This window comes from Novosphingobium sp. (assembly GCF_039595395.1).
Taxonomy (GTDB): domain Bacteria; phylum Pseudomonadota; class Alphaproteobacteria; order Sphingomonadales; family Sphingomonadaceae; genus Novosphingobium.
The window spans coordinates 418342-429500 of the sequence record NZ_JBCNLP010000001.1 but is presented as its reverse complement, the minus strand read 5'-3'; the positions used below and the strand labels follow the sequence as shown (position 1 = coordinate 429500).

Here is an 11159-nt window from a genome sequence, read left to right as displayed (position 1 = left end):
TCACCTCGGATAGGCAGAAACTGAGAGCACGTAAGGCTCGGTGCCCCCGCTACCTTTTCGCAACAAAGGCTTCCGGTTAGCCCCGATAAGTAGGTATTTTTCTGTACCATCTTCATCGGTGCCAAGATGCTGAGGACGAAAATGCGCGCGCACATCCTCGGGCTTTACCGCGCTACCGTTGGCATAGATCGCCCCGGCAAAGGTATTGCGGGCATAGCGCTGGTCGAAGTCACTGGCGGTCCAATGGGCAGGCAGTTCGATCTGATGCCCATGAATGGTAGCTATACCGCCGACCATCACGCCATCTGACCGCTTCCTTTGCCCGCTCAAAACCTGAATAGAATTACGAAACCCAGCCTCATCCCATTTGTTATTAGATCCAGCATTAAAATCTAAAGATAACTCACGGATTTGAGCATAATTGCTTCCAACATCATCAACCAAATCACCAAGTACCGAGCGAAAAATTTCATCCGCCCTTTTGTGAGGGTCATGAACATCGGGGCTCTTCGGAGGCAGAAAATCAGTCGGGCGCGCCTGTCGAATGCTGGCGCCCTGCACTGCGGTTAGACGTGATGCTTCGGGTAGCCCCGCGATGATCGCAGCCTGCTCATGCCCAGCAGCTCGCGCCACTCGAAAGCGTTCATCAACGGGCAGGCTGGCCAGCGTAGCCATGCCCTGCATCTGGCTAGCCACATCACCCTTGAGCAGGGGCGCCAGCTTCAACCCCGCATCCTTGGACCTCTTGTCGATTTCCTGCTCGCCACGCGTCAGCCATGCCGCATCGTCATCGGTCAGCTTGCCCATCGCCTGCTTCTGGCGGAGTTGCATCACCTGCCCATCTAGCACCGGCGTGGCCAGCCCCCGGATTTGCTGGGCCTGCATGCTGTCGCGGCCCAAATAGCCTGCCTCTTTCAGCTCGGATTCCGGAAGGCCTGCCGCCTTGGCCGCCGTGATCGCGTGGGCAATCGTCGTGTGGGGAACGCTGGTGCCATTGTCGATATCGACCTTGATCGACTTCAAGACATCGCGGGCATTCTTCTGGGCCGTTGCCGTCGCCAGCGCCGCCTCACGCTGGGCGATGTTCTCGCCCTGCCCCGCAAGGTTGAGATAACCTTCGGTCTGCTGTGGGGTCAGAATATCCTTGAACACGCCGTCGCCCAGCAGCTTGCGCATGCCCTGCCAGTTCCCGGCCTGACTCATGCCATCCAGCAGATTGCCGGTCAGCTGATTGGTACCGATCCTGACGAAATGCTGGCGCACGGCTTCATCGGAGAATGAGGACTTGGCATAGGTTTCAAGGTCGGCAATCGCCATGTGATAGCCATCACTCGTGGGGCTGGCGATCAGCCCGTTGCCGGTGCTGTTCAGCCAGTGCTGTCCCGCATCGCCCTGAAATTTGGTGAAGGCCGCTTCTTCCTGCGCATTCGCCCCAAGGGTCTGCCGCACGGTATAGTCATTGACCATATGCGCGAAGCGCTCGCGTACCTGATCATCCTTGATCGTATCGAGAAAGGTCCCGGTGCGATCATGGATCAGCTTCTGAGCCTGCGCGCCATAGCCGATCTTGCCTTCAGGCAGGCTCTTGTAGAGGTCATCCAGATCCTTGGACATGCTAATCTGCAAATCGGCATAGGCGCCCATGCCGACATTGTACTGGGCTGTCCGCTGCTTTTCCTGAATGACCTTTTGGGTGGAAAAATTGATCTCACCGACCTGTCTGCGGGTGCGATAATCCTCCTCCTGCGTCTGCTGGAGCGCCTGCCCCAGCTGCGTAAGGCCCTGCCCGAAGATACTGGCATCATCCGGTCCCACCGCATCGGTGCGCATGACGACACTGCTGCCATCGGCTACACGCTGATATCCGCCAGCCATCATTACTCTCCTAGCGGTTCGGGGCGAAATCGCCGTATTGGGTTAAAGCCGGGCCCCCGCCCGGGATGGCGCCCAGCACACTGCCGCCCAACAGGTCCGGCGCGTTGACGGCATTGCGATAGATGCTGGTCGCGCTGTCCAGCATGCGCTGGTTACGCGCCGTGCCCGTGGCCTTGATCGCGCCGGCAACACTGCCGAACAGCCCATTGATGATCGCCGCATGGGCCTGATCGCGCTTCGCTGCCGCCTCGGTTTCATAATTGGCGGCCTGCTCACTGGCCTTTGTCCGGATATTGGCGACATCGCGCGCTGCATCGAGCGAAGATGCGGTGATCAAATCAGCCGCCGAACCCGCATTAGGCACAAAGCCACTGCCCGCCATGGAGGCAATCTGCTCGCCCATGGCCGCCCGCGCCTTACGATTGACGGTGGAAACCTCCTGTTCGCCAGCCAGCAGCGACAGTCGCGCATTTTCATCGGCCACCGCCGCCTGCTGCCTCAGCGCATTGGACTGGCCTGCGGACTGCAAACCGTTGCCAATGCCCTGAATGGCCGCCGAGAACATGGGATTGCTCGAAAAACTCATGCGGTCGGCCTCCGATAGATATGCAGGTCGCCGCCGCCAGCCACCGCACCGCAAAGGGTTGCCTCGAGGGTGAAGCCGAAAGCCTTGATCCAGCGGATCGCCGCCTGATCCTCGGCATTGATCATGGCGTCCAGACGGGCATGGGGCAGGCCAGCGATATAGCGCCGGGCGATATCCACCACATGACCGAGGCTGCGCGCGCCGATCCCATCGGCCATCAGCGCCCACAAAGTGGCATAACCATCATGGTGGACCAGCGCGCCGCCGCAATACAGCACGCGACCATCGGGCGCGCGAATGGTGAAACACTCGCCCCGCGCCTCATGGGCAGCGGCCTGCGCGATGCGGTCAACCTGCGCCATTTCCCGCAACGCGGTGGCGCTTGGCGCCAGATCGTCCAGATCGCGGGCGACAAAGGGGGTGACGCGCATCATTTCTGCTGGACTTCCAACTTGGCACCCCAACCGATGATGGTGCTGGCAAAGGGCGCGCGACGCTCCACGCGCAGGCGGGGCGATTGCGTGAAATCGCCATTCGCCTCGATATAGCGAAACCCGTCCTCGGCAGCCCAGCCCATGTTCGACAGATCGCCATCGGCAAACTGGGTCAGATCCTGCATGGTTCCGGGGGTGCCAAAGGCAAGGCCGCGCGATTGCTCCAGTTCGACCCATGAACGGCTGATCCGCGCCATTTTCGACTGCGCAGGCCCGTTGTCACCGCCCGCCTCAATCGAGACATCTTCGACAAAGGCCGGATAGTTCAGCCCCATGATGATCGTGCTGGCCTCCTGCGGCAGGCTGATCCGGCCATCGCCATCGGCGTCAAATACCCAGTAATTGATGGCATCAGCCACCACTTCGACCCTGCGATTGGCCAGATGGGGCGCGACGAAGGTGGTTGTGGGCACATCGTCATAGATTGCCACCAGATCGCTCATGATCTGGTTGTCCCCGCTATCCCCGTCCTCGCGCCATTGCGCCATGCGGATCACATGCCATGCGCCGGCGAACTCCACCGCCGCCCAGATCTGATCCAGCTTTCCATCGGGATCGGTGATGTTGACGATGCTGCGCGCCAGAACACCATTGGCCAGCGGGCGGTTTGCCCAGCCCAGCACCTGCTCTTCATCCAGATAGGATGCGATGGCCATGGTGCCGTCATCGCGCACCGTCCAGATCATGTTCGACGGGTGCTGCTGCGCGGCAATCTCCACGAACTGCCGCTTTTTCGTACCCATCTGGCGGGCATAGCGCGTCAGATCGATCGGTGTCGGGGCGCTCCGGTTGGAATCGAGGTCGATCTCATAGATGCGGCGCTGGCTCCGGTCGATATGCACCGTCCGATCATCCAGCAGCAGGGGAGCTGCCGTGCCGCAATTGCCATTGTTGATGCGGCGCACCTTGGCGTTCTCTGGGCCGAAGGCGGCGGCGGCATTCTCGGGAATGACCATGAACACGCCGCTGGCGTTGTAGAGCATCAGATGCTCACCGGGGGCCATGGCCAGAATGGCATTGGGATCGTCGATCTGGCGCTGCACCGCCATATCGGCGGTAACCGTGTCATCCTCGCTCCAGGTGGCGAAGTTGAGCAGGTCAGCAGCCACCGAAAGATAGATGCGGCTGCCCTTGAACAGGCAGAGCCGCTCTTTCCAGATGCAGCCGCCCTCGGGCCAACCGCGCGTGTCGGAAAATGAACCGAAACGCCAGCGCCATGTGGCCTCGGCAGTCGAAAAGGGCATGGCCCGCAGCACGGTCCCGCTGATCTGCGTAGGGCTGGTGTAGCCGGTTATCTTCAGGATGCCGTAGTGATCATGGGTGTATGCCCATTGCACACCGGTATCCCCGCCATTGCCATCCCATTCGGTTCCGATGGTATGGTTCGGCTGCAAGCTGCCAGTTTTACCGTTCGAAACGGCAGTATAGACCCGCTCATTGGAGACACGGATATCGCCGGTGGCGATGGTAACGCCCGGCTCCCATTGCGGCGTATCGCCAAAATCCACCGCCTCAAGCTGAAACAGCGAGCCAACATCGGTCGCGGCAAACATCGCCGTGCTGGATGACAGCATGATATCTCCGGTCAGCGCGCTGGGCGTCACCGTCCGGGATTGATCGGAATTCCTGTCATCGAACGGGCCGTTCTCAAATTCCAGTGTTTCGAGATGAAAGGCTGTCGCGCCGTCGCGCACGAACTGGCGGGTCTGGTAGCCGCCGTGAAAGCAGTACATCACATCATAGGACTGGAAGTTGCGCAGCTTCTGGGTCGCGGGCCAATCCCATGGCGTCGCGACCTCGACCGGCACACCGCCCACCTCAAGCCGCACGTCATTGGTGTAGACGCGGAAAGCATTGGCGCTCGCCTCGATCACATGCCCCTGCGTCACATTGTATTCGAAACGCAGCAGGCGGCATGGGCCCTTGGCCTGCGCGACCCAGATCGAGCCGGGCATTGCCTCCGCCGGCCCCTCGACCAGCGGGGCAAAGCCGGTCATGGCAGACAGGCCTATCTTGTAGATACCCTGATCGCGCCGACCGGAGATGCGCTTCGACAGCTCACCCCCGTTGAAGCTGTTCTTGGCATAGGCCACCTGAGACATGGCTCAACGCCTCCCAGGGTTGAAGGGGCGATAGCGGGAGGCATTCCAGCTTGAGGTAGAGGCCACGCGGCGCACCTGTTCTGATCCCCGGCTCTGGCTGTCGCGGCGCTTGGCGCGTTTCCAGTGCAGTTCGGCCAGATCGCCCATATCCCGCCGCAAGCTGGTACTTTGTGCCAGCGGCTCAGCCAGCATTTCGGCCATGGAATACATGACCGCAGTGCAAAAATAGTCCGGCCAGCGCGCCACCTGTGTTGCTCGCTCCAGACTGATGTAGCGGACGCGCAGTGGGGCGACGGCATCGGTCAGAATCAGGCCGCCTTCCTCAATGCCGTCAAAGCATGCATCATCGGCAGGACCGGGGGGCAGCCAACGCGAGCAATCGGCGGGCAAGGCATAGGCGAATTGATAGCCAAAGGTCGGAGCCTCAGCCGAGGCATTGAGCTCGGCACGGGCAATCGCGAAGTTCCAGTTGTAATCGACGAAGGCCTGACGCACGATCATAGGCCAGAAGGCCCGAGCATGAAGCCCCAGCGGCATATCATCCTGAATGCTCTGAAGGCGCGAGGTGCTGCCCAGCAAGCCCGCAGCGGCATTGACGATCCCGGTCTGGCTGGACTTGTCGATCATCATCATGCCCTGCAAGAAAGGCGGCGCGCCGGGTTATCTGCAAATCCCCATTCCAGAAGTCCTGATGGACCCCGGCGCGCCGCAGGTTGTGAGGGGCGGGAGAGGTGCCCCTCAGGTCGAAATCAGCGCTTGGAACAGTGCATGCGGGTTTTCAGCGAACCGGCGGCGGGCATGTTGGCACTGGGGTAGAGGAAGATTTCCTCGTTCACCGTGGTGCAGCCCAAGCCCAGCGACAGCGGCACATAGATCGTCTTCTGGGTCGCGTTCGGCCCTGCCGTCGAAGCACCATATTTCGCGGGCGTATCAGCGGTGCCCACGGTGAAGTTGATGGCCGATAGGTTCTGATCGGTGTCCAGCGTGACGGTTTGCGCATGCACACCGGGCTGGATTTCCGCGATCTTGAGCGCCTGATTGGTGCCCCCATCCACGGTCAGGTCGAAAACGTTCTCGAAGCTGCGCACACCCGCATCATGCGAGCGGCCATCAGCCTTCTTGAGCGGGTCGGTCGAGGAAAACTGGCTACCGAATTTCGTCATGTCATGTCCCCATGGCTTGGGTGGGAAAGGGCAAAGCGGGCGGCTTGCGCCGCCCGCCAGTCATCACCGGGTCTGAATGATAAAGGCCTTGTCTTCGTCCGTGCGAACGCAGGCGCTGCGGGCCGAGCCCCAGAACTGGGTGGAGTGGCTCTTGTCGGCACGCTCATCGATGGAGCCCTTGAACTCGCGCCAGATGCCGCGATGGAAGCCGCTGGGCACGATCACCGGAAGGTTGCGGGTAATACCTCCATCGGTGAACCAGTTCTGCCAGCTGGTGGGCAGCGATTCCGCATCGGGGGTGAACGGCATGAAGCGGAAGCCCATCCAGGGCTTCAGCTCGCCATCGGCCAGGGGCGTACCCTCGCCGTAGCGCGTGTTCACATACTCCTCGATGCCGAGCAGCGCGGTCTCATCATCGGGGGTCACCATGATGATGGGCTTTTCGCGCTGGAAGTTCACATGCCGCGTCTTGATCAGCGCGCGCAGGGCGATCAGCTTGTTCTTGGTGATGCCCACGCCGCCATGGACGAGGATGTTGCTGCTCTTGAAGGGCACGGCGATGTCGCCATTCTCGCCCGTCCAGCCGTTGCCGAAAAAGCCTCGGCTCGCCATGTCGTCGTGATAGGTCGAGGCGGCAGAGGCGACTTCGTTCACCAGTGCGGAGCCCAGCTCCACCTCGGTAACCTCGGTATCATCCTCATCCAGAATGGGCGCGACATCGGCCAGCTTTCCGGGAGCGATGAAACGCGCAAGGCTGTCGACATCGGTGTTGTTGGTATCGGCGTTGCGCGTGGTGCGCTCGACCATCTTGACCCGGCCAAACCGGTTGGTGATGCGGGCCTTCTTATTGCCGGTGTAATTGTCGCTCGTGCCGGCCAGCGTGTAGATGACGCCGGGCTCCTGACGCAGGGTGGCCTCGACGTTGTTCGAAAACTTTACGTTGCGATGGGTTTCGGCGAAATTCTCGGCCATATGGGCCTCCAAAGTCAAAAACGAACCGATGGGTTTGATTTCGACCGGGGAGGCGGCGGCGAGCCGGGCCAGTCTGGCGGGTTATGCGCCGCGTGCGCCGGGCTGCTTTCGCCCTCTGCACCGGGGCCGCCAGAGGCGGGGAGGCCGGTCCCGCAGGACCATTTGGCGAAACAGGTGCCACCCCCAGAGGGATGACACCTGCCGTTCGCCGGGGGCATCACGGGATGCCCTTATTTCTCCATTTTGAATAAAAACGTCAAGTCACTTTTTAGGCCCCGCAGCGGCATCGTTCAGCGCATTCCAGCGCGTATGCTCGGGCGTTCCCTTGATCTTGGCCTGCTGCATCCATGCCTTGCCTGCCGGGCTTGTGTCACCGCTGAGGCGGTTGATTTCGCCTTGTGCAGATTCGGGCGTCATGCCGCCCATGCGCAGTGAGACATCGGTGCTGTCCACCTTGCCCAGCTCTCCGGTTTTCTCTGCCATGGAAAAAAGAAACCGCAGAGTCTTTTCGGCACCCAGCGAGGTTGTCAGGTTGGTGATCACATCGAAGTCGCCGCCGAAGTGCGCCTTCATCATGTTTTCGGTGGCCTCCATCCGCTGGTTATAGGCTACCCCGCCCATTTCCAGCTCCACCGCTTTCATGCCATCCTTGGCCTGCTGCTCGACCCGGCTCAGGCTGTCGCTGATGAACTGATTGTGGAATTCCGCATTCGCCTTCGCCCAGCGCGCGGGCATTCCAAGGCCATGGGCAAATTCGCGGTACTTGTCCGCCATGGCCGTATCGCTGCCCTCAAGCAGCGGAATATCGTAATCCGTGGCTTTCTCGGGGCGCAGGCGCTCGCCGAATTCGCGCCAGCCATTGTCGTCGGTTTCGGCGTTGGGGATCGCCACGCGCCCGCGCGCCCAGGTGCGCGTTTCCTTGAAGCCCTTGGCCAGATCATCGATGGTGGCATAGCGCGACAGCTCGGGGTCGGCGCGCATGCCTTCATCGGCTAGACCAGCCATCCATGCCGGGGCACTTGCGCCACCCTGCCCGCCACCATCGCCCCCCGCAGCAGCAGCAGCAGCAGCGCCGTTGTCCGAAGGCTCCTGCACCCCTAGGGCGCCCGTCACCAGATCACTCATGTCCGCGATTCTCCCTTACTTTGCGCGCCATGCGCTCCAAATGGTCATGATCCAGATGCATCGCCGTCATCAGGTGCAGCACGATGGAGCGCGCGCCTTCGTCGAACTGGATTTCCTCGGCGGTGCGACCACGCACGGCCCGCCCAATCCTGGCCTTGGCCGAGAGGTTTTTGAGAACCTCTTTCCCGTGCTCGGTCAGGTTGCCGTCCGCATCGAGGAAGCAGGTCCGATAGGCCTTGGTCAGGCTGCGATAGGCGCTCAACTTCTGGCGCGTGCGATCAGCGATCGATGGCTGTGCCATCCGGGCCGACAAGGCCGAGACTTCATCCGCAAGCGACATATCAGGCCCCCATCATGCCGGATGGCATAGGCTGGCCAGCGGCAGCGGCATCCTTGGCGGCACCGGCCAGCGCGGGCGCGGCGGCCAGCAGCTGATCCAGCTGGGCTTTCTGCGCCTGCTGCTGATCGAAGGCCGCGCGCTCCTCTTCGGTCGAGCGCATCGAGGCGGGGATGCCGGCGATCCGGCCAAGCTCGGTGATGACCTTCTCCGGCGGATATTCCCGGTTGAAGAACTCGACATATTGCGGGTTGAACTGGGCCAGCGAGCCGATCTGCCCCGCGACGGACAGGAAAGCGGCGCTCTTGCCTGCCTCCTGCAACTGGGTCAGCCCATTGTCATATTTCAGGCCCAGAGTACCCTGGGCATGCAGATAGGCCTTCACCTTGTCGGGCATGTCATCCATCATGCCGTGGCGCGCCATCAGCGTCATTTCGCGCGCCGTCATGGGTGAAAGCCATTCGGCCTCCTGCATGCTCAGCGGCGCCAGAAGGATGCCCTTTTCGCTCCGCTCCTCCTCGATGCGTGCCGCCGGGATGTGCGATTTGTATTCCCGGTCAAGCTGCAGCATATCGCGGAAGAAGATCTTGTCCTCAAGCTGGCGCGCCTCGGCATAGAGTTTTTCGGCATCATTCGCGTCGGATTGCGTCAGGAATTCCTTGACCAGCGGCTCCCCGCGATCATTGAGCCCGCCTTCCGTTACGCCCAGCGCCCGCAACTCCAGCACCGCATTGTCCAGCTCGTTATCGGCGGTCAGCAGCGGCGGCAGCAGGCGCAGCTCGGCGCCCAGCGAGCGATCCCAATCGATCTGCATGCATTTGCGGATCAGCGGCAGCGCCGTCATCGCCGGGCTGCGACCATAGGTGACATTGCCCGGGCGACGGAAGGATGACACCAGACGCGGCAGCGAATGATAGCCGCCGATGTCGAACACGGCATTGTCCGACACCGAGTAATAGCAGCCCAGCCACGGCTTGCCCGCCGCATCGATGCGGTTCGCGTCCATCTTCGTGTTGCGCTCGATCACATGCAGGAACTCAAATTCCTGCTGCTGGTTTTTGGCGTTGCCCTCCATGGCCTTGCGCACCAGCTCGGGCGCCTTGGCGCCCCACTTGATATGCGCCTGTTCCGCCGTCATGACGATGCGGCGATGGATGCGGATAATCCGGCCAGAAGCATCGCGCTCCACCCAGATATCGCCGATATACTCGCTTTCGTAGCGAAGGCCCGCCCAGCGGCCATAATCGTCATAGCGATCATCCACCCACAGGCTCTGCGGGCCGAAGGTGAACAGGCTCATGGCAGAGTCATGAATGTTCGCAACGAAACCGCTCTCAGGGTCGTTGCGCAGGCCAAACAGGCGGATTTCCACCTTTTCGAGCCATTGCAGGACTTCCACGTCCTTCATCAGCTCTTCATCGCCCAGCGCCAGCTTCTGCCAACGCTGCCCCCTGGGCATGACATAGGATTCGAACAGCGAAACACCGTCCTGCACCGCCTCGACCGTATAGGGATCATGGCTGCCCACGCTGCGCACCTGATTGCGCATCCATGGGCTTTGCTTCATCTGGCCGCCCTGAAAGCTCTCAAGCTCCGGGTAGCAAAGGGCCGCGATCTCCGTCCAATAGCGATCATGCGTTGAACGGTTCTTTTCCATGCGCGCCTGATTGAGGCGGATGTTGTTGGGATCGAACACGGCCCTTTGCCCCCGTCAGAGATTATGCGTTGAGCGAGAAGCGCAGATGCCCGGCGGGCAACTCCACTGCCCTGCCGCCGCCGACGCCGACCGGAATGACCAGACGGCACACGGCGCCGGCCAGCCCCTCATCCGTGGCATCGCCCACCAGCCATGCCGAACTGACATCGCTGGTCGGGCCGAAGCGCGGGAAGCTGATCGGGGCGTTCAACACCACGGTGCCGTCATCGCCCTTCACAAGGACGGACGCCGGGAATTGCAGCGCCGGGATCTGTTCCAGCAAATGATCGGTGGCGTCGGCGAACACCACGCGCGTCAGGCCATCCAGACTGCCGCCGACGATCAGCACCACAGTCTTTCCATCGACCGTGCCCACCGAAGCTGGCACGCCCATATCGGAGAGCTGCAATTGCAGTTCCTCGATCTGTTCGCGCAGAGCATCGGTATCGGCGGTCGCCGCAGTCAGGCTGGCATTGCTGGTCGTCAACGTGGCAACCTGCCCCTGCAAATCCTCAACCTGTGCGGACAGCGCCGTGTTGGCATCGGTCAGACCGGCGTTGAGGGCAGTGAGTTCGGCAACCTGCGCCTCGGCGGCGATCAGCGCGTCATTCTCATCACGGGCGGTGCCATCGCCGCCACGCGCTTGCTGCTCGGTCTTCAGAGAAGCCAGCAGGCCGGAGCGAGGTTTAGCGGCGGTAGCTTCCAGCGCGATGAGCTGGACGATGTCATCATCGCTCAGATTGGCGAATTGCGCCGTGATCGTGGGGAGGCTGCCTTTCAGCAGTTCGGTCAGATCCATGGGTCTTCTC

The 11159-nt window shown here is 61.6% G+C and carries 11 protein-coding genes; all 11 read right to left on the bottom strand.

Annotation, left to right across the window (positions count from 1 at the left end):
* The gene (locus ABDW49_RS02080; RefSeq protein ID WP_343609367.1) at window positions 1-1830 is read right to left on the bottom strand and encodes a hypothetical protein; all 1830 of its coding nucleotides are present in this window, start codon (window positions 1828-1830) and stop codon (window positions 1-3) included.
* 55 nt (window positions 1831-1885) lie between these two features.
* Window positions 1886-2461, bottom strand: a complete 576-nt coding sequence (locus ABDW49_RS02075) for a hypothetical protein (RefSeq protein WP_343609365.1) — start codon at window positions 2459-2461, stop codon at window positions 1886-1888.
* Window positions 2458-2895, bottom strand: coding sequence for a hypothetical protein (locus tag ABDW49_RS02070; RefSeq protein WP_343609363.1), 438 nt, complete (start codon window positions 2893-2895; stop codon window positions 2458-2460). The genes ABDW49_RS02075 and ABDW49_RS02070 overlap by 4 nt, the downstream gene beginning before the upstream one ends.
* Entirely contained in the window at window positions 2892-5057 is a 2166-nt protein-coding gene (locus tag ABDW49_RS02065; protein WP_343609362.1) for a hypothetical protein, read from the bottom strand. Before ABDW49_RS02065 ends, ABDW49_RS02070 begins: the two co-directional genes overlap by 4 nt.
* A 3-nt stretch (window positions 5058-5060) precedes the next feature.
* Complete coding sequence (locus ABDW49_RS02060; RefSeq protein ID WP_343609361.1) at window positions 5061-5690, bottom strand: hypothetical protein; 630 nt, start codon at window positions 5688-5690, stop codon at window positions 5061-5063.
* A 116-nt stretch (window positions 5691-5806) separates the two neighbouring features.
* Window positions 5807-6220, bottom strand: a complete 414-nt coding sequence (locus tag ABDW49_RS02055; protein WP_343609359.1) for a hypothetical protein — start codon at window positions 6218-6220, stop codon at window positions 5807-5809.
* A 63-nt stretch (window positions 6221-6283) separates the two neighbouring features.
* Complete coding sequence (locus ABDW49_RS02050; RefSeq protein WP_343609357.1) at window positions 6284-7192, bottom strand: phage capsid protein; 909 nt, start codon at window positions 7190-7192, stop codon at window positions 6284-6286.
* A 261-nt stretch (window positions 7193-7453) separates the two neighbouring features.
* Window positions 7454-8317, bottom strand: a complete 864-nt coding sequence (locus ABDW49_RS02045; RefSeq protein ID WP_343609355.1) for a hypothetical protein — start codon at window positions 8315-8317, stop codon at window positions 7454-7456.
* Window positions 8310-8579 (bottom strand): hypothetical protein, encoded by a 270-nt coding sequence (locus ABDW49_RS02040; RefSeq protein WP_343609354.1) that lies wholly within the window; start codon window positions 8577-8579, stop codon window positions 8310-8312. Before ABDW49_RS02040 ends, ABDW49_RS02045 begins: the two co-directional genes overlap by 8 nt.
* Window positions 8580-8658: 79 nt before the next feature.
* Complete coding sequence (locus ABDW49_RS02035; RefSeq protein WP_343609352.1) at window positions 8659-10350, bottom strand: portal protein; 1692 nt, start codon at window positions 10348-10350, stop codon at window positions 8659-8661.
* Between the two features lie 22 nt (window positions 10351-10372).
* Window positions 10373-11149, bottom strand: coding sequence for a hypothetical protein (locus ABDW49_RS02030; protein WP_343609350.1), 777 nt, complete (start codon window positions 11147-11149; stop codon window positions 10373-10375).
* Window positions 11150-11159 lie beyond the last annotated feature (10 nt).

What these genes read in the sequence shown, in the direction of transcription:
- ABDW49_RS02065 (WP_343609362.1), bottom strand. Translation starts at nt 5,057, where the DNA reads ATGTCTCAGGTGGCCTATGCCAAGAACAGCTTCAACGGGGGTGAGCTG.
- ABDW49_RS02055 (WP_343609359.1), bottom strand. Translation starts at nt 6,220, where the DNA reads ATGACGAAATTCGGTAGCCAGTTTTCCTCGACCGACCCGCTCAAGAAG.
- ABDW49_RS02030 (WP_343609350.1), bottom strand. Translation starts at nt 11,149, where the DNA reads ATGGATCTGACCGAACTGCTGAAAGGCAGCCTCCCCACGATCACGGCG.
- ABDW49_RS02045 (WP_343609355.1), bottom strand. Translation starts at nt 8,317, where the DNA reads ATGAGTGATCTGGTGACGGGCGCCCTAGGGGTGCAGGAGCCTTCGGAC.
- ABDW49_RS02075 (WP_343609365.1), bottom strand. Translation starts at nt 2,461, where the DNA reads ATGAGTTTTTCGAGCAATCCCATGTTCTCGGCGGCCATTCAGGGCATT.
- ABDW49_RS02060 (WP_343609361.1), bottom strand. Translation starts at nt 5,690, where the DNA reads ATGATGATGATCGACAAGTCCAGCCAGACCGGGATCGTCAATGCCGCT.
- ABDW49_RS02070 (WP_343609363.1), bottom strand. Translation starts at nt 2,895, where the DNA reads ATGATGCGCGTCACCCCCTTTGTCGCCCGCGATCTGGACGATCTGGCG.
- ABDW49_RS02050 (WP_343609357.1), bottom strand. Translation starts at nt 7,192, where the DNA reads ATGGCCGAGAATTTCGCCGAAACCCATCGCAACGTAAAGTTTTCGAAC.
- ABDW49_RS02080 (WP_343609367.1), bottom strand. Translation starts at nt 1,830, where the DNA reads ATGCGCACCGATGCGGTGGGACCGGATGATGCCAGTATCTTCGGGCAG.